The sequence below is a fragment of the Vibrio chemaguriensis genome (assembly GCF_012275705.1).
Lineage (GTDB): Bacteria > Pseudomonadota > Gammaproteobacteria > Enterobacterales > Vibrionaceae > Vibrio > Vibrio diabolicus.
In genome coordinates this window covers 110,739-131,153 of the sequence record NZ_SHOE01000014.1, presented here as the reverse complement: position 1 = coordinate 131,153, position 20,415 = coordinate 110,739, and the positions used below count along the sequence as shown (strand labels likewise).

The following is a 20,415-nucleotide window of genomic DNA, read 5'->3' as shown; positions in this document are numbered from 1 at the left end:
TTTACTGATTCGACCAAGCAGCGATCCTGTTATTTTTGTCAAAAGCAATCGATTGGTGATCACGTAGACAGAATGATAGTTCATTCCTCGGAAATTGCTGCTGAGATTGGTATTACTACGCGCTGGAATTAATTGTTGTAGAAAGGAATCAAAATGCCAAATCTCGTTTTAGAGTATTCAAACTCGGTTGAAGAACGTGTCAATGTTCAGGGGTTGCTGGAGGATTTACATAAAACGGCGTTAGAGAGTGGTCTTTTTGAGCTCGCGTCAGTGAAATCTAGAACGCTCCGGTGCCACAATTGGTTAATTGGAGAAGAGGGCGATAGCCTCGACTTTATCCATATCAACTTTGATTTGCTATCTGGCCGTTCCCAAGAGCAGAAGCGAGAACTGTCACGAGCCTTGATGGCGACACTTCAAGAGCAAGCCAGTCACGTGCACAGCTTAACGGTCAACATCCGAGACATGGACGTAGAAAGCTTCCAGAAGGTAGTGAATTAGGTTGAACAGAGTTTCTTGAGAGCAGTGAGCAGGGTTAAGTATCGTTAGATGCAGGGTACTGAAAGCTAATAGGCCTTATCGAGTGTTTATCGTTGCTTGAGCTTAGTCTCGCTCTGCTTGTTATAACGGCACTATTGGCGCTTACACAGCAGGTGTACTTTCCAAACCATATCGACTCGGCTAATCTATAACCTTTCTATTTTGGGGTAAAATTTGATGTCGACTAAAGAGTTACTGTTTTCTTTTCAAGGACGTATAAACCGTAAAACCTACTGGATTTGGAACGTCATTTACTATGTCTCTATTCTAGGTTTTGGTGCTGGAATCAGTAAGCTATTTCCTACTTTCTCCTATTTACTTCTCCCTATTTTCTTGGTGATTTTGTTAATCCCTGATTTGGCGATCACCACCAAGCGTTGGCATGACCGCAACAAATCAATCTATTGGCTAGCACTGAATATTCCGTTGATTATCGGACGAATCGCTACGCCAATGACCAGCCCTGTTGCACAAGAGCCGTCGACACCGCAAATGTTCGTTGCTTCCATTTCTCTGATTTGTGGTTTATGGATTCTAATTGAATGTGGCTTCTTAAAGGGGACATCAGGACCAAACCAATATGGCTCTGAGCCGGAGTAATCGCTTTAAGTAACGTGCGCGCTGAAAGTAGATTCTTAGTCTCGCTGAGGCTCGCTAGAATGACGAGCTTTTTTGATCTAGAGCTTGCTATTTTAACCGTCATTCTGAACAGTGAGGGACGAGCATGATTCAGAATCTATCGTCCGGTTGAGCAGTGGCTAAGGTGAGCGGGAAAGAATAAGAGCTTGTTGTTACCAGATTCTTAGTCTCGCTGGATCTCGCTAGAATGACGAGCTTTTTTGATCTAGAGCTTGCTATTTTAACCGTCATTCTGAACAGTGAGGGACGAGCATGATTCAGAATCTATCGTCCGGTTGAGCAGTGGCTAAGGTGAGCGGGAAAGAATAAGAGCTTGTTGTTACCAGATTCTTAGTCTCGCTTGAGCTCGTTAGAATGACGATCTCCTTTGTTTTAGAGGCTGTTAAAGTCATCGTCATTCTGAACAGCGAGGAACGAGTGGGATCCGAATCTATTGTCCGGTTGTACAGTGGTTAAGCTGAGTGGGAAAGAATGGGAGTTTGCTGTTCCCAGACTCTTAGTCTTGCTGAGTCTCGCTAGAATGACGACCTTCTCTTATTTAGTAGCAAGTTAAATTAACCGTCATTCTGAACAGCGAGGGACGAGTGTGATTCAGAATCTACGCACAGAGCGCTCCGAGTTTGAACTGAGCGATTGAATTACAATGGAAAAGTAACAGCGAATCATGAAGGAGAATGAATCATCGATAGGACACCTTGCGTTTATATCCTAACGTCAAACAACAACGCCGTTCTTTACATTGGTGTTACCAGTCAGCTGCCTCAAAGAATATGGCAGCATAAAAACGGAGTAGTTGAGGGATTTACCAAGAAATACAACGTTCATAAGCTCGTTTACTTTGAGTTATTCGAAGATATGGCAACTGCCATAAACCGAGAAAAGCAGCTCAAGCAGTGGAAGCGTGAGTGGAAGTTAGCCTTGGTAAGAGAAACGAACCCTAACTTTCTCGATCTATCTACTGAGTATCAGTAAAAATCATCCCTACCTTTAAACGCATTTAAGCTAACCACATCCGCTTTTTGAGTCGGTGTCATTTCCCCTTGTAGCGCCGCTCTGAACTTCACGACCTGTTTTTGTAATTCGTTCATCAATACCACATTGGTATGATGAGGGTTTTTACACGTGCTGATGACCCTATCGATGTGGCTTTGCTGAGCCCACAGTCTTTCTTGCATATTTTCTGATGCGCTTTCGATCATCTCTTTTGCCATTTCATGACGAAATTGCTCAAAAGCTTCTGGATCTCGCTCTGCCATTCGAACCATTTCATCGAATGGCGGAAGCGTTTGAGAAGAGTAGTGACGTAGAGTAGACATCAATGTTCTCCAAATCCTTATGGAAATTGCCTTTAGTTACTAAAAGCCTATACCACTAGAAAGAGGAGAGAGGATGAATTCTTCAGCCGTCTCATTTATAAGAGAAGCTTTCAGGCTTGAGATTGAATAAGTGCGGTATGTCGATGTTTGTTTGTGGTGATTACTGCAGTTGTTGGATGCGGTAAACGCAGCGTCGTTGGCCGCTAATGATGTGTTCGGTACGCTCTACTTTGGTGTCACGTCCAAGTAAAGACTGAAAGACATTTAATTCTGATTGGCACAAGCTTGGGCAGCGAGTTGCGGCTTTACAAATCGGGCAGTGATTTTCGATCAAGATAAATCCGTTCTCATCTTGCTCAAGCTCGGCCATATAGCCTTCTTGTTCTCTGAGTGTCACAAGAGTTTCTAGTTTGCTTTGCAGAGAGTTGCATTGCTCAAGGTGCTGACGATAACTTTGTAACGTGAGTTTTTCTCTTTCCGATGTGACTTTGTCCAGTCCATCTTTGCCAAAAATGTGTTCGACAGCCTCTATAAACTGAATGGTCAACTCACCGTGACGGTCAGCAAATTGCTCATGACCTTTTTGAGTGAGAGACCAGTGGCGAGCGGGGCGACCCACTTTGACTTTGACGTCATGAATAGACAGGATGCCATCATCTTCTAAACTCTGAAGGTGCTGACGTGCCCCCATGGTTGTCATACCCAGCTCAGAAGAGAGTTGTTTTGCAGTGACGGAACCATCACGCTTAACGATTTGCAATATCCTATCTACAGTCTTCATATACCCACCATTTATACGTCAGTACATATTATGCGCGATAGGGTTAGTAAAGAAAAGTGTTGACTTAGTTTGAGTGGGGATCTGTTGGGTCTATGTTCATGCGAACCAATATATATCGCCACTCTGAACAGCGAGAAACGAGTGTGCTTCAGAATCTATCGTTCGGTTGTGCAATGGTTATGGTGAGAGGGAGAGAATAGGAGTTTGCTGTTATTAGATTCTTAGTCTCGCTGGAGCTCGCTAGAATGACGAGTTCTTTTGATTTAGAGCTTATTAAAGTCACCGTCATTCTGAACAACGAGGAACGAGTGTGATTCAGAATCTATCGTCCGGCTGTGTAGGGGTTATGGTGAGAGGGAGAGAATAGGAGTTTGCTGTTACTGGATTTTTTAGTCTCGCTGGAGCTCGCGAGAGTGACGAACTCTTTTGATTTAGAGCTTGCTGTGGTAACCGTCATTCTGAACAGCGAGGAACGAGTGTGAGAAAGAAAGGCTCCAACTCAGATTGGCTAGAGCCTCGAGAAATGCTAAAGAATAATATCACGCACTTCTGGATCTTTACGATCTAGGTAGTGAGTCGACTTAATACGACGAATAGTACGGCATCGACCACGCACGAGAAGCGTTTCTGTGGTTGCGATATTGCCTTGGCGAGAGATGCCTTCTAGCAAGTCACCTTTAGTAATGCCTGTTGCTGAGAATACCACATTGTCGCTACGGGCCATGTCTTCCATTTTGAGGACAACATTCGCTTTTACGCCCATTTCATCGCAGCGTTTTAGTTCGTCTGCGCCGTAAATGCGGTTTTCTTCAGTATCGCCTTTTACTTCATGACGAGGAAGTAGACGACCGTGCATGTCACCGTCTAGCGCTCGAATCACCGCGGCTGATACGACCCCTTCTGGCGCGCCGCCAATACAGTACATCATGTCCACTTCACTGTCTGGCATACAAGTCAGAATAGAGGCAGCCACGTCACCATCAGGCACCGCAAAGACACGTACGCCCATTGCTTGCATTTCTGCAATAACGTCATCGTGGCGAGGTTTCGCAAGGGTAATAACGACTAAGGTATCAAGTGGTTTGTTCAGGGCTTTTGCTATGTTCTCTAGGTTCTCTTTTAACGGCTTTTCTAAGTCAATCACGCCTTTTGCACCAGGGCCAACAACCAGTTTTTCCATGTACATATCTGGCGCTTTAAGAAAGCTGCCTTTCTCACCTGCGGCAAGTACGGCTAGTGCGTTTGATTGTCCCATTGCCGTCATACGCGTCCCTTCAATCGGGTCGACTGCAATATCTACTTCATCACCACCAATACCCACTTGCTCACCAATGTATAGCATTGGCGCATCATCGATTTCACCCTCACCAATGACAATTTCACCACTGATATCTGTTTTGTTCAGTAGGGTGCGCATAACTTCAACAGCTGCGCCATCGGCTGCATTTTTATCGCCACGGCCAAGCCATTTGTAACCAGCCAAAGCTGCACCTTCAGTCACACGGGAAAATGCCATTGCTAAATCGCGTTTCATGATGTCTCCAAGTAAACAAGAGGGAAGAAGAATTTGCGCGGCGATTCTATCACAACGTAGGGTAAACGTTTGCCTTTTTGCGGAGCTTTTACTTTATCTAGCTTGAATTTGATCAATACTTAGGGCGATTTTCAGCGTGGGGGGAGGCAAAGTCCTTGCTCAAAAATGCTTCGGCGATAAGAAAAGTCAGCGTTTAGTGAGATTGCGCCGATTTTTTGACCGAATGATGCGAAATATCGAATATAGTGAGTGTTTCTCATCGCGACGCTGAGTAGAATGAACATTATATAGGTTAGGTGTGCATCAATCTCGCACATCGTCCCAACGGAATAACATAGGTAGGCCAAGATGTCTTTTGAAGTACTAGAACAACTAGAATCTAAAATTCAAACTGCAGTTGACACAATCACTCTTCTTCAGATGGAAGTCGAAGAGCTGAAAGAAGATAAAGCAAAACTTGCGGAAGAAGCGAACGAGCTTCGCTCTCAACGTGAAGAGCTAGAGCAAAAAGCACAGCAAGCACAACAAGAGCACGCGCAATGGCAAGAGCGCATTCGTGCACTACTTGGCAAAATGGACGAAGTGGAATAATTCGGCTTCTTCATTCCAAATTAAAAACACCCGCGTTAAGCGGGTGTTTGTGTTTTAGGGAAGTAGGAAATCTTTGGACAAGCTCTATGTCTGATAGCCAAGACAAGGTCCTATAACTTAGGTACCTAAGACTCGTTATTCTTCTTCATCCAACTCTAAATCAATATTCAATGGTTCAGGCGACAGGATAATTCCGGTGCTATCGGCATAAATATAATCTTCAGGTAAAAAGCTGACGCCGCCAAAGTTGACTGGTACATCCAATTCGCCAATACCCTGGCTGGTCGCTCCAACAGGAATAGAGGCGAGGGCTTGAATGCCTAAGTTCATATCTTCAAGTTCATCTACTTCACGAACACAGCCGTAAACGACAATGCCTTCCCACTCGTTTTCTTCCGCAATAGTTGCGATTTCTGCATCGATAAGGGCTTTACGTAGGGAACCGCCACCGTCAATTAACAAAACGCGACCAAGTCCATCTTGCTCTAAAGTCTCGCGGATCAACGAATTATCTTCAAAACACTTGATGGTGGTGATTTGCCCGGCAAATGAAGCGCGACCGCCAAAATTGCTGAACATTGGTTCAACCACATCTACCTGATCGAGGTAGATATCACAGAGTGCTGAGGTATTGTATTCCATAGCGTACCTTTCTAAACAGAAATTGGTTGTCTTTGAGTATATCTAGGCATTAAGTCAATGCAATGACAATCCTTTTTTAACTTACTAGAGTTTGAGCTACCACAATTGTTGCAAACAAAACGTTGGTGACTAAAGAGCATTTCACGATGACTGGCATCATTGGTGCTATCTGAGCGGGCTTTTGTGTATGCCAAACCGCTTTACCATGATCGGCCACGAAATAAATACTAAGTAAAAATGGCAAGCTAATCCAAACGGGTTTGTCTTGAATTAACAAGTAAGCCGCAAAGGCAAGAATAGCACCGCCAAGTAAAACAAAGTGGTACTGCTTGGCTTTGCGTTGACCCAAACGCACTGCGACCGTGCGTTTACCACACTCTCGGTCGTTTTCGATATCACGCATATTGTTGATGTTGAGTACTGCAACGGCGAGTAAACCGCAGCCTAGAGCTGGTAAGAATAGCGTGGTATCTACGTGACCAGTATGCAAGAAATAGGTACCGGATACGCCGAGTAAACCAAAAAACAAGAAAACTGAAATATCGCCAAGCCCCACGTAACCGTATGGTTTGCTACCCATGGTGTAAGCAATCGCCGCGAGGATGGCTAAAATTCCCAGCCCGATAAACGTCACAATGCTTTCTAGTGAGCTTAGTGAATAGAAAACTAACACTAAGCCAGAAATGGCGGTCAGAACGATGTTAAAGATAATCGCCTGTTTCATCTGTTTCGCACTTACCGCGCCAGACTGCATCGCTCGTAATGGGCCAAGGCGTTTGTCGTTATCTGTACCTTGAACGGCATCGCCATAGTCGTTCGCAAGGTTGGATAGAATTTGCAGCAACGTCGCGGTTACGAAAGCCATGATGGCAATTGTCGGTGAAAAATGACCCGCCGAGTAGGCGAGTACGCTACCCGTTAAGATAGAGACTAACGCCAGAGGTAGTGTTTTTGGGCGAGCGGCTTCAAGCCAGATCTGTAAAGATTGTTTCATGGAAATTTCGTGCTAGTAACCAATGTGCCCAGTATAAGCACAAAGAGGCAGATACGCTATTGACCTAAAACAACTCAACTAAAAGTCAAAGGGTGAAGTAGAAGGAAAGCAGTTTCGATATTTGAGGCGATAAAATAGCCCTCTTTTTGGAAAGTGGAGGGTACGGAGAACACTGCTATTAGATTCTTAGTCTCGCTTGAGCTCGCTAGAATGACGAGATCTTTTGATTTAGATGTTGTCAAAGTCACCGCCATTCTGAACAACGAGGAACGAGTGTGATTCAGAATCTATCGTCTGGTTGTGCGGTGGTTAAGGTGAGAGATGAAGAGTAGGCGTCTGCTGTTAGCAGATTCTTAGTCTCGCTTGAGCTCGCTAGAATGACCAGATCTTTTGATTTAGATGTTGTTTAAGTGACCGTCATTCTGAACAACGAGGAACGAGGTGATTCAGAATCTATCATCCGATTGTGCGGTGGTTAAGGTGAGCTGGAAAGAACAGGGTGTGCTGTTACTAGATTCTTAGTCTCGCTTGAGCTCGCTAGAATGACGAGATCTTTTGATTTAGGTGTTGTCACAGTGACCGTCATTCTGAACAACGAGGAACGAGTGTGATTCAGAATCTATCGTCCGATTGTGTAGTGGTGAAGGCGAGTTCGGAAGAATAGGCGTTTGCTGTTACTAGATTCTTAGTCTCGATGAGAACCCTTAGAATGACGAGATCTTTTGATTTAGATGTTGTCAAAGTAACCGTCATTCTGAAAAACGAGGAACGAGTGTGATTCAGAATCTATCGTCCGATTGTGCGGTGGTTAAGGTGAGCTGGAAAGAACAGGATGCGCTGTTACTAGATTCTTAGTCTCGCTTGAGCTCGCTAGAATGACCAGATCTTTTGATTTAGGTGTTGTCACAGTAATCGTCATTCTAAACAAAAAGCCCAGAAACAAGTTTCTGGGCTTTGGTGGGATAGATTGCGGTTAAAGAATAAAGCGGCTTAGATCTTCATCTTCAATCGTGTCGCCTAGGCGCTCTTTCACATAAGCGGCATCGATAACAAATTTCGTGCCAGATTGCTCCGCCGCGTCGTAAGAGATTTCATCCATTAAGCGTTCCATAACGGTGTGTAAGCGACGAGCACCGATGTTTTCTGTGCTTTCGTTGACCGTCCATGCCGCTTCCGCGATTTGCGTGATGCCATCTTCTGTGAACTCGATGTCCACATCTTCCGTTTTCATCAACGCCACGTACTGCTCTGTTAGAGAGGCTTTTGGCTCTGTCAGAATGCGTTTGAAGTCGTTGCTGCTTAGTGCCTCTAGCTCAACACGAATTGGTAGACGACCTTGTAATTCTGGGATCAAATCAGATGGTTTTGCCACTTGGAATGCACCAGATGCAACAAACAGAATGTGGTCTGTTTTTACCATGCCGTGCTTGGTTGATACTGTGCTGCCTTCAATCAATGGAAGCAGGTCGCGCTGAACACCTTCGCGTGAAACGTCTGGGCCTGAGCTCTCACCGCGTTTACAGATCTTGTCGATCTCATCGATAAATACGATGCCGTTGTTTTCAACGTTGAAAATTGCTGCTTCTTTTAGCTCTTCTTGGTTAACCAATTTCGCCGCTTCTTCTTCCGCTAACGCTTTCATCGCGTCTTTGATTTTTAGCTTACGTTTTTTCTTGGTGTCGCCAGCTAGGTTTTGGAACATGCCTTGCAGCTGATTTGTCATCTCTTCCATACCTGGGGGCGCCATGATCTCTACGCCCATTTGCGGTGCGGCTACGTCGATTTCAATTTCTTTATCGTCTAGTTGGCCTTCACGCAGTTTTTTACGGAAAATCTGGCGAGTGTGAGAAGACTCTTCCGTTTGCTCTGCTTGACCCCAGCTATCACGTGCTGGTGGCAGTAGCGCATCAAGAATGCGTTCTTCCGCTTGCTCTTCAGCGCGGAATTTTACTTTTTCCATCGCTTGTTGATGCGTCATTTTTACCGCGACATCAGTCAGGTCACGGATGATGGTTTCAACTTCTTTACCAACGTAACCCACTTCTGTGAATTTTGTCGCTTCAACTTTGATGAATGGTGCATTTGCCAGTTTTGCTAGGCGGCGTGCGATTTCAGTCTTACCAACACCAGTAGGACCAATCATCAAAATGTTTTTTGGCGTCACTTCGGCACGCAAACTTTCTTCAAGCTGCATACGGCGCCAGCGGTTACGAAGTGCAATCGCAACCGAACGCTTGGCTTTTTCTTGACCGATAATGTGGCGGTTCAATTCATGAACGATTTCGCGAGGCGTCATTTCAGACATATTCTTTCCTTACTTCGTTACGATTACGCGGTTGGTTTTTCAGGCTCTACCGTTGAGTCTAGCTCTTCTACTGTGTGGTGGTGGTTGGTGAAGACACAAATATCACCCGCGATATTGAGAGCTTTTTCCGCGATCTCACGAGCATCTAGATCTGTGTTTTCTAGTAGGGCGGTTGCTGCAGCTTGTGCGTAAGCACCACCAGAGCCAATCGCAATCAGGTCGTGTTCTGGCTGTACGACATCACCATTACCGGTAATGATTAACGATGCGGTTTCGTCGGCAACGGCAAGTAAGGCTTCGAGCTTGCGCAGAGCACGATCGCTACGCCAGTCTTTGGCTAGCTCAACCGCAGCCTTAGTAAGGTGGCCTTGGTGCATTTGCAGCTTGCTTTCGAAGCGCTCAAAAAGGGTGAAGGCATCCGCAGTGCCGCCAGCAAAGCCCGCTAGTACTTGGTTGTTATATAAGCGGCGAACTTTGCGCGCATTACCTTTCATTACGGTATTGCCTAGAGATACTTGGCCATCACCCGCGATGACGACTTTATTATTTCGACGTACAGATACAATGGTAGTCACAGTCGACCTCTTGATTATTTCTCTTTGGATTTAATTCAGTATATGGGGGAGGGGAAATAGGGATTCAAGGGGGCAAAAAGAAAGGCCCTAGGATCTTAGCTCCTAGGGCCTGAGTTTAAAGATTTTCTTTCCAAATCGCACATGGCTCAATTTTCGCGCGTTGCAGTTTATGACGGTCACGTTCTGCATCACGCTTGAACTTATACGGACCTAGCACCACGCGATACCATGAACTACCTTCTTTCTTACGAATCTTGCTCGACATCCCTTGGAACGCGATTGCAAGCTTGCGCTCTTCCGCTTGTGCCTGGGTTTTGTACGCGCCACACTGCATGATGTAAGGAATTTTAGAAACTTCAATTTCTTTGGCCACAACTTCAACTTCACGTTTCGGTAGTGACTCAACATATTCCCATTTTTCTTCTGGTGGTGGCGGCAAGTCTTTTTTCGGCTTTGGTTTGCTTACAGTGGTTGTTGGCTGCTTCACGACAGGTGGTTTTGGCTCTGGGTCGCTACTCAAAAGGTAAAGACCATAGCCAAAACCACCCACGAGCAAGATAGCGAGCAGGCCACTGCGCCAAGGTTTTTTTCTTCTCGGCGGTTGTTTTTTGTCGACTTTTTTGGGGCACCTCGCCCCCGTCTTACATAATCTCTATTTGCCACGGTTATTTCTGGTCATCAAGGATTCTTGCAAATATGTTAATCCAGAACGAGTTGAGAAAACACCCTATTGATAGAATCTTGATAGCTAAAGCGAGACAACGCCCGAGTGTAGGAGTGTGTTTCCGTTCTCGCTTATATTTATTCGGGGATACACAAAAAGCAGGAGGGGTAAATAAAAAGCGGCGCCTTAGCACCGCTTTGGGTATGAATACCTAATCTTTAGGTTAAGAGCGCTGTGGTGGCGCTGCACTTCCGCGAATGACGAGATTAGTTTCAAGCAAACGCGAGCCTGAATGCACGTCGTGGCCTTTTAACATCTCGAGCATCATTAGCATTGCTTGTCGACCAATCTCATAGCGAGGCTGAGAGATGGTGGTCAACGGTGGATCGCAGTACTGAGCGAAGTTAATGTCATCAAAGCCCACAACGGAGAGATCTTGCGGTACTCGTAAGCCAAGCTTTTTCGCTTCTTGAATTGCGCCGATGGCCATTGTGTCACAGTGACAGAAAATAGCTGTTGGTGGCTCAGGTAATTCGAGCAGTTTACGAACGGCTTTTGCTCCGCCATCAAAAGAGAACTCAGTAATGACACTATATTGTGGATCTTTATTGATGCCGGCACGGCGCAGGGCTTGTTGGTAGCCTTGCTGGCGGAACTGACACAATATTGCTGTATCTGGTCCAGAGATTTGAGCAATGCGTTTATGACCTAATTGGGTTAGGTAATTCACCGCTTCAAATGCTGAGGTCAGGTTATCAATATGTACTGTCGGAAGCTCGAGTTCAGGCGCAAATTCACACGCCATTACCATCGGAGGTAAGTTCTTTTGCTCTGGCTTACTGACATCGAACGGTAGATCTGTGCCAAGCAGTAGCATTCCATCCGCCTGCTTAGTAAATACGAGGTTAACGAAAGAACTTTCGCGTTTCTTCTGTTGTCCGCTATCGCCCAGCAGGACTAGATAGCCATGTTCCATGGCAGCATCTTCAATGCCGCGAATAATTTCAGAAAAATAAGGATCACAGATGTCGGGAACGATAGTGACAATGGTTTTTGATTCGTTTCTACGTAAGTTACGCGCTAATGAGTTTGGAGAATAACCCGCTTCAAGTACGGCATCTTCTACTCTTTTTCTCGTTGAAGAAGAGACCTTCTCTGGGTTCATTAATGCTCGAGATACCGTAGCCGTAGACACTCCCGCAAGCTGGGCAACATCCTTCATTGTCGCCATAGTTTTTAACCTCTCGTTTATTTTTTGCCAAGATGACGTTATTCCGGTTTGAAATCATAGTAATCACGCTGAGTTAGAGCAGCGTTTGCTCTTCGCTCAGTTCGTGTTAACAAGTGGAAAAATGGATTCTTCACTGCGACATCAATTTGTGGGAATAGTCATTGTTTTAATCTAAGCCTGTGCGAACAAGTCACTTTAGACTTTTCTAATTTGGATAGTCTATTCATTTCTAAAGTGAAAGTTACGGTCTGTTTAACAAAAATTGCAATCCCGTCGTGATGCTCGTCACATTAAATGGTAATTCATTACATAGTTAAACGTTTGCTAGCTGAGATCTTGTGGCTCTATGTCTAAATTCCAGCGAACTTTCTTGGCATTTGGCAACAACTCAATAGCAGGTTTGGCACTGGTTAATAACTTTTGCATCAATGAACGATGCTGGGTTTGAAGTAACAGCTGCCAGCGGTATTTACCAGCCCGCTTGGCCAAAGGTGAAGGAGTGGGACCTAACACCATGCAGGAATCATCGAACAGAGGGTGTGATTCTAACGTAAAGCGAACCTGACGCAGGAAGTCTTCAACTACCTCACTTTGGTTTGCTTCTGCTTTAAACAGAGTCAAGAAACTATAAGGCGGAAGCTGGGCGAGCTTACGTTCTTCCAGAGCTGTCATAGCAAAGTGACGATAGTCTTTTTGAAGTAGGGCTTGCAGCAAGCTGTGCTCAGGATGGTGAGTTTGCAGGATCACTTCGCCAGGTTTACTTGCTCGGCCAGCACGACCTGCGACTTGAATAAACAGCTGAGCTAATCGCTCCGAAGCGCGGAAGTCACTACTATATAGAGAGCCATCAACATCCAAAAGAGCAACGAGCGTTACATTTGGAAAGTGGTGCCCCTTAGCCAGCATTTGAGTGCCTATCAGTATTTGGTATTCACCTTTACGAATCGACTCAAGGGCATCTTCCAAGCTACCTTTGCGACGTGTGCTGTCTCTGTCGATGCGAATGGCTTTGTATTCTGGAAACAACTGAGCCAATTGTTGTTCGAGCTGTTCCGTTCCTACGCCGACGGTAACCAGTTGAGTTGAACCACATCCCTGACACTGATGAATGACAGGTTGTTGTGAGCCGCAGTGATGGCAGCGTATTTCGTTGCTGTAATGGTGGAACGTATAGTACGCATCACAGCGTTTACATTCTGCAATCCAACCACATTCATGGCACATCAAAGCGGGCGAGAAACCTCGGCGGTTAAGAAACAACATAACCTGATTGCCCATTTTTAAGTGTTTGCGCATTTCGGCAATCAGTTGGGCGGATAAGCCACTTTCTAAATACTGACCTTTTACATCTAACACTTTATTGGTGGTTGGCACGGCAGAGCCAGCTCGTTGGGTGAGTGTTAAATGGTGATATTTACCAGACAGCGCATTATGTAGGGTTTCTAACGCTGGCGTCGCTGAGCCAAGGACAATCGGCACTTGCTCTTTATGGGCGCGCATGACAGCAACATCACGAGCGTGGTAACGCAAGCTGTCTTGTTGCTTATAAGAGGAGTCATGCTCTTCATCAACGATAATAATCCCCAAATCAGCAAAAGGTGTCAGTAGGGCTGAGCGCGTACCAATGATGATCCCCGCGGCTTTATCGCGAGCCGATAACCAGGCGTTCAAACGCTCTGTTTCATTCAAACCGGAATGAATCACATCTACTGGGACATTAAATCGATGTTTAAAGCGGTTGATGGTTTGGGGCGTTAGACCGATCTCAGGTACTAAAACTAATGCTTGTTTCCCTTGCTCTAGAACGGGCTTGATAAGGTTTAAGTAAACTTCGGTTTTACCGGATCCCGTGACCCCTTCTAATAAATAGCAAGCAAAGCCCGTTTGGCTATTTACGCTGGCAATCGCGAGTGCTTGTTCATGGTTGAGCTTTGGCTTTTCAACGTCACACTCAACGTGCTGCCCCCACTGGGTAATTGTCGGTTTCTTCTCGATACGTTCAATCCAGCCTTTCTCTTCTAAGGATTTTAGTACCGTTGAGGCGATTTCTTGGTCGACAAATTTTTGATGGGGTAAAGGGCCGTTTATAAGCATTTGCAAAACTTTCTGTTGCTTTACTGCTCGACGATCGAGTCCTTGCATCAGCTTGTCTTTACCGGGCTCGGTAACTTGCCACTCCTGTAGCGTGGCGAAATCGGCAGGCTTTCCTTTACGTAGGGCTGACGGCATCGCATTGTGAAGCGTGTCTCCAAGTGGGTATTGGTAGAATTGGCTGCACCAAGTCAGCAATGAATAGAGTTTTTCTGACCACACGGGCTGAGAGTCAAGAACCGCTTTGATTGGCTTGAGTTGATCTTTGGGGAAGTCCGAATGGTTAACCACCGCGGTGACGATGCCGACTAAGGTTTGGCGTCCAAAAGGTACCGATACGCGTCCACCAATGATCGGAAACAGGTGCCCCGGAATGGCGTAATCAAATTGTTTGTCGAGCGGAACGGGTAATGCCACTCTAGCAATGGTTGGACGCATAAATTCTTAGCTATTAAAAAGAGGGAAAGGAAATGAGAGTCTATTAAAATCGGTATGGAAATTCGAGTAAAGCTATGTGATTCAGCGTGAATCGTGCCTCTATGATTAGTCTGGCTAAAAAAGTGGCGAAAAAGTTGCCAAATGTGTTGATCCGAGCAATGTGATTCTTTACTATATCGCGCCTTGAGATATGGCTTCGGCAATTAGTTGATGCGGTATCCCATTTTATTATTAATTGCGTGTGGTGTGCGGCTTAGATTCGTATAGCGACACGGCCTACTATTGAGGTTATCCCATGAAAGCTGGTATCCACCCAGAATACAAAGCAGTAAAAGCGACTTGTTCTTGCGGCAACTCTTTTGAGTTCAACTCTACTCTAGGTAAAGAGTCTATCCACCTAGACGTATGTGACAAGTGTCACCCATTCTACACAGGTAAGCAACGTATCGTTGATACAGGCGGCCGTGTTGATCGCTTCAACAAGCGTTTCGGTGCACTATCAAGCGGTAAGAAATAATAGCAGGCGCTATTACGATTACAGTTTAGAAAAGGACGCTGAAGCGTCCTTTTTGTTTAATGGCTACCAAGCGAAGAGGGATCTATAGGGTTTGGAATACTCCCGATTATTTTTCACTCAGCGCTTGCAACCTAAAATGTGATCTGTATAATGCAGCGCACTGGTTAAGCCAGTTGTGAACCAATGAGCAGTGAGGAGCGAGCAAATCTAAGGGTTTGTGAGGTAATGTATACTCAGCTTATGTTCGCGGTTAATACAATTAGCTATCTTTTCTTCGGAAAAACTATCCTCAAAGGTGACTTTGGCATATAGGGATAGTTAATCGAAAATTAACTGACAATGCGTCCTAATCTTGGATGCTACGGTTTCACATAAATCAATCGGCATTCTCTCGTCTTGACGAGTTTGAGTGGCGATATTGTTTGTGTAATTTATTAAATTTGGAGCTCTGTCTCATGCAGAACCAACGTATCCGTATCCGCCTAAAAGCTTTCGATTACAAACTAATCGATGCTTCTACAGCGGAAATCGTTGAAACAGCTAAGCGCACTGGCGCACAGGTTCGTGGTCCAATCCCACTGCCAACTCGTAAAGAGCGTTTCACAGTTCTTATCTCTCCACACGTTAACAAGAAAGCACGTGACCAGTACGAAATCCGTACTCACAAGCGTCTAATCGACATCGTTGAGCCAACAGACAAGACTGTTGATGCTCTAATGCGTCTAGACCTTGCTGCGGGCGTTGACGTTCAAATTAGCCTAGGTTAAGGGAGATTAGAAGTATGATTGGTCTAATCGGTCGTAAAGTGGGCATGACCCGCGTATTTACTGAAGAAGGCGTTTCTATCCCAGTAACTGTTGTTGAGGTTGAAGCTAACCGTGTTTCTCAAGTGAAAACTCTTGAAACTGACGGCTACGCAGCAATCCAGGTTACAGCTGGTTCTAAGAAAGCTAACCGCGTAAACAAAGCTGAAGCAGGTCACTTTGCTAAAGCTGGCGTTGAAGCTGGTCGCGGTCTTTGGGAATTCCGTTTAGAAAACGGCGAAGAGTTCGAAGTTGGTTCAGAACTAACTGTTGAACTATTCAACGAAACTAAGAAAGTAGACGTTACTGGTACATCTAAGGGTAAAGGTTTCCAAGGCGCTGTTAAGCGTTGGAACTTCCGTACTCAAGATATGACTCACGGTAACTCATTGTCTCACCGTGCTCCTGGTTCTATCGGTCAATGTCAGACTCCAGGTCGCGTATTTAAAGGCAAGAAAATGGCAGGTCACATGGGTGCTGAGCGTGTAACGACTCAAAACCTAGAGATCGTACGTGTTGACGCTGAGCGCAACCTGCTTCTTATTAAAGGTGCAGTCCCAGGCGCAACTGGCGGCAACGTGATCGTTAAACCAGCTGTTAAAGCATAACGTCTCAGGAGTAAGTAATGGAACTAATGGTTAAAGGTGCCGATGCACTAACTGTTTCCGAAACTACTTTCGGACGTGAGTTTAACGAAGCTCTTGTACACCAAGTAGTTGTTGCGTACGCAGCAGGTGCTCGTCAAGGTACTCGTGCTCAAAAAACACGTTCAGAAGTTTCTGGCGGTGGCGCTAAGCCATGGCGTCAAAAAGGTACTGGCCGTGCGCGTGCTGGTACAATCCGTAGCCCAATCTGGCGTACAGGTGGTGTTACTTTTGCTGCGAAACCACAAGATCACAGCCAAAAAGTAAACAAAAAAATGTACCGTGGTGCTATGAAGAGCATTCTTTCTGAGCTTGTTCGTCAAGAGCGTCTAATCGTTGTTGATAACTTCTCAGTTGAAGCACCAAAGACTAAAGAGCTAGTTGCTAAGCTTAAAGAGCTTGAGCTAACTGACGCTCTAATCGTGACTAGCGAAGTAGATGAGAATCTATTCCTAGCTGCTCGTAACCTATACAAAGTTGACGCACGTGATGTTGCTGGTATCGATCCAGTATCTCTAATCGCGTTTGACAAAGTTGTAATGACTGCAGAAGCAGTTAAGCAAGTAGAGGAAATGCTAGCATGATCACTGAAGAGCGTATCCTAAAAGTTCTACGTGCACCGCACATCTCTGAAAAAGCAACTATGGCAGCTGAGAAAGCGAACACTATCGTTTTCAAAGTAGCGAAAGATGCGACTAAAAAAGAGATCAAAGCAGCTGTAGAAAAGCTATTTGAAGTTGAAGTTAAGTCTGTAAATACTCTTATCACTAAGGGTAAGACCAAACGTCAAGGTCTACGCCAAGGTCGCCGCAGCGACGTTAAGAAAGCGTACGTTACTTTGAAAGAAGGTCAAGATCTTGACTTCGTTGGCGGCGCGGAATAACAGGAGTAGTTAAAAATGGCTATTGTTAAATGTAAGCCGACTTCCCCTGGTCGTCGTCATGTTGTTAAAGTTGTTAACGCTGACCTACACAAGGGCAAGCCATACGCACCTCTTCTAGAGAAAAACTCTAAGAACGGTGGTCGTAACAACAAGGGTCGTATCACAGTACGTCACATCGGCGGTGGTCACAAGCACCACTACCGTGTAGTTGACTTCAAACGTACTAAAGATGGTATTCCAGCGACAGTTGAGCGTCTTGAATACGATCCAAACCGTAGCGCAAACATTGCTCTAGTTCTTTACAAAGACGGTGAGCGTCGCTACATCCTAGCACCTAAAGGTGTTGTAGCTGGTGATGTTATTCAGTCTGGTGTTGATGCACCAATCAAAGCTGGTAACACTCTACCAATGCGTAATATCCCAGTAGGTTCAACAGTACATAACGTTGAACTTAAGCCTGGTAAAGGTGGTCAGCTAGCTCGTTCGGCTGGTGCTTACGCTCAAATCGTTGCTCGCGACGGTGCGTACGTAACTATCCGTCTACGTTCTGGCGAGATGCGCAAAGTTCTTTCTGAAGGCCGTGCAACAATCGGTGAAGTTGGTAACTCTGAGCACATGCTACGTGAACTTGGTAAAGCAGGTGCATCACGTCATCGCGGTATCCGTCCAACGGTTCGTGGTGTTGTAATGAACCCGATTGACCACCCACACGGTGGTGGTGAAGGCCGTACTTCTGGTGGTCGTCACCCAGTATCTCCTTGGGGTATGCCTACTAAAGGCTTCAAGACTCGTAAGAACAAACGCACTGACAAGTACATCGTACGTCGTCGTAACAAGTAATCTATATAAAGAGGAATCGCCATGCCACGTTCTCTCAAGAAAGGTCCTTTTATTGACCTACACTTGCTGAAGAAGGTAGAGAAAGCGGTGGAAAGCGGAGACAAAAAGCCTATTAAGACTTGGTCCCGTCGTTCAATGATCATCCCTACGATGATCGGTTTGACCATCGCTGTCCATAATGGTCGTCAGCACGTACCAGTATTTGTAACTGATGAAATGATCGGTCACAAACTGGGTGAATTCGCACCAACACGTACTTACCGCGGTCACGCTGCGGATAAGAAAGCTAAGAAGCGCTAAGGAGTAAATAATGGAAGCAATTGCTAAACATAACTTTGCTCGCATTTCGCCTCAGAAAGCTCGCTTAGTTGCGGATCTAATCCGTGGTAAATCTGTTGACCAAGCTCTAGAAATCCTAACGTTCAGCAACAAAAAAGCTGCTGCACTAGTTAAGAAAGTTCTAGAGTCTGCTATCGCTAACGCGGAGCACAACGAAGGTGCAGATATTGACGATCTGAATGTCGCAAAAATCTTTGTAGATGAAGGCCCAACCATGAAGCGTATTATGCCTCGTGCTAAAGGTCGTGCGGATCGTATCTTGAAGCGTTCAAGCCACATCACTGTTGTTGTAGCAGATCGCTAGAGACTAGGAGAGTAAGCAATGGGTCAAAAAGTACATCCAAATGGTATTCGTCTAGGCATCGTTAAGCCTTGGAATGCTACATGGTTTGCTAACACCAAAGATTTCGCTGACAACCTAGACGGCGACTTCAAGGTACGTCAGTTCCTTACAAGTGAACTGAAAAAAGCGTCTCTATCACGTATCGTTATCGAGCGTCCTGCTAAGAGCATCCGTGTGACTATTCACACTGCTCGTCCAGGCGTTGTTATCGGTAAGAAAGGTGAAGACGTTGAGAAGCTACGCGCAGCTGTAGCTAAAATTGCAGGTGTACCAGCGCAAATTAACATCGCTGAAGTACGTAAGCCTGAACTAGATGCGCAACTTGTTGGTGACAGCATCGCGTCTCAGCTAGAGCGTCGTGTTATGTTCCGTCGTGCTATGAAGCGCGCAGTACAAAACGCAATGCGCCTAGGCGCTAAAGGTATCAAAGTGGAAGTAAGCGGTCGTCTAGGCGGCGCTGAAATCGCACGTTCAGAGTGGTACCGTGAAGGCCGTGTGCCTCTACACACTCTACGTGCTGACATTGATTACGCAACTTCTTCGGCTCACACTCAATACGGTGTGATCGGCATTAAAACTTGGATCTTCAAAGGTGAAATCCTAGGTGGTATGCCAGCAGCTAACGCTGTAGAGCCTAAAGGCGACAAGCCTAAGAAGCAGCGTAAAGGCCGTAAGTAAGGAGTCGACAGATGCTACAACCTAAACGTACTAAGTTCCGTAAGGTTCAGACTGGTCGTAACCGTGGTCTAGCTAAAGGTACTGATGTAAGCTTCGGCGAATTCGGTCTTAAAGCTGTTGGCCGTGGTCGTCTAACTGCTCGTCAAATCGAAGCGGCACGTCGTGCAATGACACGTCACGTTAAGCGTCAAGGTAAAATCTGGATCCGTGTGTTCCCAGACAAACCAATCACAGAAAAACCACTTGAAGTTCGTCAAGGTAAGGGTAAAGGTAACGTTGAGTACTGGGTAGCCCAAATCCAACCTGGTAAGGTTATGTACGAAATGGGTGGTGTACCTGAAGAATTGGCACGTGAAGCGTTCCGTCTTGCGGCACGTAAACTGCCTTTCAAAACTACATTTGTAACTAAGCAGGTGATGTGATGAAAGCACAAGATCTACGCGAGAAAAGCGTTGAAGAGCTTAACGCTGAGCTAATGAATTTGCTACGTGAACAGTTCAACTTGCGCATGCAAGCTGCGACTGGTCAACTACAGCAAACTCATACTCTGAAAGCTGTACGCCGTGATATCGCACGTGTGAAAACTGTTTTGACTGAGAAGGCAGGCGCATAATGAGCGAAGTAAAACGTACTCAACAAGGTCGTGTTGTTAGCGATAAGATGGACAAGTCTATCACTGTTGCTATCGAACGTTTCGTAAAACACCCAATCTACGGTAAATACGTAAAACGTACGACTAAAGTACACGCACATGACGAGAACAACGAGTGTGGCCTAGGCGACACAGTTGAAATCGCAGAGTGTCGTCCACTGTCTAAGACTAAGTCTTGGACTTTGGTAAAAGTTCTAGAAAAGGCGAAGATTTAATCTCGTTAATTCTATGAAACTAAAGCGGCTCCAAAATATTTTTGGAGCCGTTTATTTTTTGACTACCCAATCACAAAAAAGGGTGGTACAATTCGCGTCCCTTTTAAAGAGGCAGCCCGACCCGTGATGGGTCTAGTTATTAATATTTAGCGGAGCACTA

At 45.5% G+C, this 20,415-nt stretch carries 25 protein-coding genes and 1 pseudogene; 16 read left to right on the top strand and 10 right to left on the bottom strand.

Going from position 1 to position 20,415, the window contains the following annotated elements; genetic code table 11:
- The first annotated feature begins 153 nt into the window (after nucleotides 1-153).
- The 3 genes from EX191_RS14705 to EX191_RS14695 all read left to right on the top strand — a co-directional run bounded on the left by EX191_RS14705 (nucleotide 154) and on the right by EX191_RS14695 (nucleotide 2,151).
- On the top strand, nucleotides 154-501 hold the full coding sequence (locus EX191_RS14705; RefSeq protein WP_114323085.1) for a 5-carboxymethyl-2-hydroxymuconate Delta-isomerase: 348 nt from the start codon (nucleotides 154-156) through the stop codon (nucleotides 499-501).
- Between the two features lie 216 nt (nucleotides 502-717).
- Nucleotides 718-1,140, top strand: a complete 423-nt coding sequence (locus EX191_RS14700) for a DUF805 domain-containing protein (protein ID WP_193447960.1) — start codon at nucleotides 718-720, stop codon at nucleotides 1,138-1,140.
- A gap of 717 nt (nucleotides 1,141-1,857) precedes the next feature.
- Nucleotides 1,858-2,151 carry a GIY-YIG nuclease family protein gene (locus tag EX191_RS14695; RefSeq protein ID WP_395219149.1) on the top strand — a complete coding sequence of 98 codons (294 nt, stop codon included), beginning with the start codon at nucleotides 1,858-1,860 and terminating at the stop codon, nucleotides 2,149-2,151.
- Here EX191_RS14695 and EX191_RS14690 read toward each other — a convergent pair.
- The 3 genes from EX191_RS14690 to glpX all read right to left on the bottom strand — a co-directional run bounded on the left by EX191_RS14690 (nucleotide 2,145) and on the right by glpX (nucleotide 4,810).
- Nucleotides 2,145-2,495, bottom strand: a complete 351-nt coding sequence (locus EX191_RS14690) for a DUF3135 domain-containing protein (protein ID WP_193447959.1) — start codon at nucleotides 2,493-2,495, stop codon at nucleotides 2,145-2,147. The two genes, EX191_RS14695 and EX191_RS14690, sit on opposite strands and share 7 nt — an antisense overlap.
- A gap of 160 nt (nucleotides 2,496-2,655) precedes the next feature.
- Nucleotides 2,656-3,276, bottom strand: a complete 621-nt coding sequence (locus EX191_RS14685; RefSeq protein WP_182019200.1) for a helix-turn-helix transcriptional regulator — start codon at nucleotides 3,274-3,276, stop codon at nucleotides 2,656-2,658.
- Between the two features lie 526 nt (nucleotides 3,277-3,802).
- Entirely contained in the window at nucleotides 3,803-4,810 is a 1,008-nt protein-coding gene (glpX, locus tag EX191_RS14680; RefSeq protein ID WP_193447958.1) for a class II fructose-bisphosphatase, read from the bottom strand.
- 348 nt (nucleotides 4,811-5,158) lie between these two features.
- Between glpX and zapB the strand changes: the two genes are divergently transcribed.
- Nucleotides 5,159-5,401 (top strand): cell division protein ZapB, encoded by a 243-nt coding sequence (gene zapB, locus EX191_RS14675; RefSeq protein ID WP_005379536.1) that lies wholly within the window; start codon nucleotides 5,159-5,161, stop codon nucleotides 5,399-5,401.
- A gap of 135 nt (nucleotides 5,402-5,536) precedes the next feature.
- Here zapB and rraA read toward each other — a convergent pair whose 3' ends face one another.
- The 7 genes and pseudogenes from rraA to priA all read right to left on the bottom strand — a co-directional run bounded on the left by rraA (nucleotide 5,537) and on the right by priA (nucleotide 14,341).
- Nucleotides 5,537-6,043, bottom strand: a complete 507-nt coding sequence (gene rraA, locus EX191_RS14670) for a ribonuclease E activity regulator RraA (protein WP_005397954.1) — start codon at nucleotides 6,041-6,043, stop codon at nucleotides 5,537-5,539.
- A 76-nt stretch (nucleotides 6,044-6,119) separates the two neighbouring features.
- Nucleotides 6,120-7,037, bottom strand: a complete 918-nt coding sequence (locus EX191_RS14665; RefSeq protein WP_047009017.1) for a 1,4-dihydroxy-2-naphthoate polyprenyltransferase — start codon at nucleotides 7,035-7,037, stop codon at nucleotides 6,120-6,122.
- A 973-nt stretch (nucleotides 7,038-8,010) separates the two neighbouring features.
- Entirely contained in the window at nucleotides 8,011-9,342 is a 1,332-nt protein-coding gene (hslU, locus tag EX191_RS14660) for an HslU--HslV peptidase ATPase subunit (protein WP_193447957.1), read from the bottom strand.
- A 23-nt stretch (nucleotides 9,343-9,365) separates the two neighbouring features.
- Nucleotides 9,366-9,917 (bottom strand): ATP-dependent protease subunit HslV, encoded by a 552-nt coding sequence (gene hslV, locus EX191_RS14655; protein ID WP_005383176.1) that lies wholly within the window; start codon nucleotides 9,915-9,917, stop codon nucleotides 9,366-9,368.
- 115 nt (nucleotides 9,918-10,032) lie between these two features.
- Nucleotides 10,033-10,580 (bottom strand): annotated as a pseudogene (ftsN, locus tag EX191_RS14650) (cell division protein FtsN).
- Between the two features lie 224 nt (nucleotides 10,581-10,804).
- The gene (gene cytR, locus EX191_RS14645; RefSeq protein ID WP_341480775.1) at nucleotides 10,805-11,833 is read right to left on the bottom strand and encodes a DNA-binding transcriptional regulator CytR; all 1,029 of its coding nucleotides are present in this window, start codon (nucleotides 11,831-11,833) and stop codon (nucleotides 10,805-10,807) included.
- Nucleotides 11,834-12,136: 303 nt separating this feature from the next.
- Nucleotides 12,137-14,341, bottom strand: coding sequence for a primosomal protein N' (gene priA, locus EX191_RS14640; protein ID WP_193447954.1), 2,205 nt, complete (start codon nucleotides 14,339-14,341; stop codon nucleotides 12,137-12,139).
- 295 nt (nucleotides 14,342-14,636) lie between these two features.
- Here priA and rpmE point away from each other — a divergent pair, with 295 nt between their 5' ends.
- The 12 genes from rpmE (at nucleotide 14,637) to rpsQ (ending at nucleotide 20,255) form a co-directional block, all read left to right on the top strand.
- Nucleotides 14,637-14,858, top strand: a complete 222-nt coding sequence (gene rpmE / locus EX191_RS14635; RefSeq protein ID WP_005379546.1) for a 50S ribosomal protein L31 — start codon at nucleotides 14,637-14,639, stop codon at nucleotides 14,856-14,858.
- Between the two features lie 455 nt (nucleotides 14,859-15,313).
- Complete coding sequence (gene rpsJ / locus EX191_RS14630; protein WP_004410492.1) at nucleotides 15,314-15,625, top strand: 30S ribosomal protein S10; 312 nt, start codon at nucleotides 15,314-15,316, stop codon at nucleotides 15,623-15,625.
- Between the two features lie 14 nt (nucleotides 15,626-15,639).
- Nucleotides 15,640-16,269, top strand: a complete 630-nt coding sequence (gene rplC / locus EX191_RS14625) for a 50S ribosomal protein L3 (protein WP_005379555.1) — start codon at nucleotides 15,640-15,642, stop codon at nucleotides 16,267-16,269.
- A 17-nt stretch (nucleotides 16,270-16,286) separates the two neighbouring features.
- Complete coding sequence (rplD, locus tag EX191_RS14620) at nucleotides 16,287-16,889, top strand: 50S ribosomal protein L4 (protein WP_005379556.1); 603 nt, start codon at nucleotides 16,287-16,289, stop codon at nucleotides 16,887-16,889.
- Nucleotides 16,886-17,188: a 50S ribosomal protein L23 gene (gene rplW, locus EX191_RS14615; protein WP_004398471.1), complete on the top strand. Its 303-nt coding sequence runs from the start codon at nucleotides 16,886-16,888 to the stop codon at nucleotides 17,186-17,188. Before rplD ends, rplW begins: the two co-directional genes overlap by 4 nt.
- 15 nt (nucleotides 17,189-17,203) lie before the next feature.
- Complete coding sequence (gene rplB, locus EX191_RS14610) at nucleotides 17,204-18,028, top strand: 50S ribosomal protein L2 (RefSeq protein ID WP_005383168.1); 825 nt, start codon at nucleotides 17,204-17,206, stop codon at nucleotides 18,026-18,028.
- Between the two features lie 21 nt (nucleotides 18,029-18,049).
- The gene (gene rpsS / locus EX191_RS14605) at nucleotides 18,050-18,328 is read left to right on the top strand and encodes a 30S ribosomal protein S19 (RefSeq protein WP_004394525.1); all 279 of its coding nucleotides are present in this window, start codon (nucleotides 18,050-18,052) and stop codon (nucleotides 18,326-18,328) included.
- 10 nt (nucleotides 18,329-18,338) lie between these two features.
- Nucleotides 18,339-18,671, top strand: a complete 333-nt coding sequence (gene rplV, locus EX191_RS14600; protein ID WP_005383164.1) for a 50S ribosomal protein L22 — start codon at nucleotides 18,339-18,341, stop codon at nucleotides 18,669-18,671.
- Nucleotides 18,672-18,689: 18 nt separating this feature from the next.
- A complete protein-coding gene (gene rpsC / locus EX191_RS14595; protein WP_005383161.1) occupies nucleotides 18,690-19,388 on the top strand; it encodes a 30S ribosomal protein S3 in 699 nt (232 codons plus the stop codon).
- Between the two features lie 11 nt (nucleotides 19,389-19,399).
- Nucleotides 19,400-19,810: a 50S ribosomal protein L16 gene (gene rplP, locus EX191_RS14590; protein ID WP_005379577.1), complete on the top strand. Its 411-nt coding sequence runs from the start codon at nucleotides 19,400-19,402 to the stop codon at nucleotides 19,808-19,810.
- Nucleotides 19,810-20,001 carry a 50S ribosomal protein L29 gene (gene rpmC, locus EX191_RS14585; protein WP_005379576.1) on the top strand — a complete coding sequence of 64 codons (192 nt, stop codon included), beginning with the start codon at nucleotides 19,810-19,812 and terminating at the stop codon, nucleotides 19,999-20,001. The genes rplP and rpmC overlap by 1 nt, the downstream gene beginning before the upstream one ends.
- Complete coding sequence (gene rpsQ, locus EX191_RS14580; RefSeq protein WP_005379575.1) at nucleotides 20,001-20,255, top strand: 30S ribosomal protein S17; 255 nt, start codon at nucleotides 20,001-20,003, stop codon at nucleotides 20,253-20,255. Before rpmC ends, rpsQ begins: the two co-directional genes overlap by 1 nt.
- Nucleotides 20,256-20,415: the final 160 nt, after the last annotated feature.

What these genes read in the sequence shown, in the direction of transcription:
- EX191_RS14705 (WP_114323085.1), top strand. Translation starts at nt 154, where the DNA reads ATGCCAAATCTCGTTTTAGAGTATTCAAACTCGGTTGAAGAACGTGTC.
- EX191_RS14700 (WP_193447960.1), top strand. Translation starts at nt 718, where the DNA reads ATGTCGACTAAAGAGTTACTGTTTTCTTTTCAAGGACGTATAAACCGT.
- EX191_RS14690 (WP_193447959.1), bottom strand. Translation starts at nt 2,495, where the DNA reads ATGTCTACTCTACGTCACTACTCTTCTCAAACGCTTCCGCCATTCGAT.
- EX191_RS14685 (WP_182019200.1), bottom strand. Translation starts at nt 3,276, where the DNA reads ATGAAGACTGTAGATAGGATATTGCAAATCGTTAAGCGTGATGGTTCC.
- glpX (WP_193447958.1), bottom strand. Translation starts at nt 4,810, where the DNA reads ATGAAACGCGATTTAGCAATGGCATTTTCCCGTGTGACTGAAGGTGCA.
- zapB (WP_005379536.1), top strand. Translation starts at nt 5,159, where the DNA reads ATGTCTTTTGAAGTACTAGAACAACTAGAATCTAAAATTCAAACTGCA.
- rraA (WP_005397954.1), bottom strand. Translation starts at nt 6,043, where the DNA reads ATGGAATACAATACCTCAGCACTCTGTGATATCTACCTCGATCAGGTA.
- EX191_RS14665 (WP_047009017.1), bottom strand. Translation starts at nt 7,037, where the DNA reads ATGAAACAATCTTTACAGATCTGGCTTGAAGCCGCTCGCCCAAAAACA.
- hslU (WP_193447957.1), bottom strand. Translation starts at nt 9,342, where the DNA reads ATGTCTGAAATGACGCCTCGCGAAATCGTTCATGAATTGAACCGCCAC.
- priA (WP_193447954.1), bottom strand. Translation starts at nt 14,341, where the DNA reads ATGCGTCCAACCATTGCTAGAGTGGCATTACCCGTTCCGCTCGACAAA.
- rpmE (WP_005379546.1), top strand. Translation starts at nt 14,637, where the DNA reads ATGAAAGCTGGTATCCACCCAGAATACAAAGCAGTAAAAGCGACTTGT.
- rpsJ (WP_004410492.1), top strand. Translation starts at nt 15,314, where the DNA reads ATGCAGAACCAACGTATCCGTATCCGCCTAAAAGCTTTCGATTACAAA.
- rplC (WP_005379555.1), top strand. Translation starts at nt 15,640, where the DNA reads ATGATTGGTCTAATCGGTCGTAAAGTGGGCATGACCCGCGTATTTACT.
- rplD (WP_005379556.1), top strand. Translation starts at nt 16,287, where the DNA reads ATGGAACTAATGGTTAAAGGTGCCGATGCACTAACTGTTTCCGAAACT.
- rplW (WP_004398471.1), top strand. Translation starts at nt 16,886, where the DNA reads ATGATCACTGAAGAGCGTATCCTAAAAGTTCTACGTGCACCGCACATC.
- rplB (WP_005383168.1), top strand. Translation starts at nt 17,204, where the DNA reads ATGGCTATTGTTAAATGTAAGCCGACTTCCCCTGGTCGTCGTCATGTT.
- rpsS (WP_004394525.1), top strand. Translation starts at nt 18,050, where the DNA reads ATGCCACGTTCTCTCAAGAAAGGTCCTTTTATTGACCTACACTTGCTG.
- rplV (WP_005383164.1), top strand. Translation starts at nt 18,339, where the DNA reads ATGGAAGCAATTGCTAAACATAACTTTGCTCGCATTTCGCCTCAGAAA.
- rpsC (WP_005383161.1), top strand. Translation starts at nt 18,690, where the DNA reads ATGGGTCAAAAAGTACATCCAAATGGTATTCGTCTAGGCATCGTTAAG.
- rplP (WP_005379577.1), top strand. Translation starts at nt 19,400, where the DNA reads ATGCTACAACCTAAACGTACTAAGTTCCGTAAGGTTCAGACTGGTCGT.
- rpmC (WP_005379576.1), top strand. Translation starts at nt 19,810, where the DNA reads ATGAAAGCACAAGATCTACGCGAGAAAAGCGTTGAAGAGCTTAACGCT.
- rpsQ (WP_005379575.1), top strand. Translation starts at nt 20,001, where the DNA reads ATGAGCGAAGTAAAACGTACTCAACAAGGTCGTGTTGTTAGCGATAAG.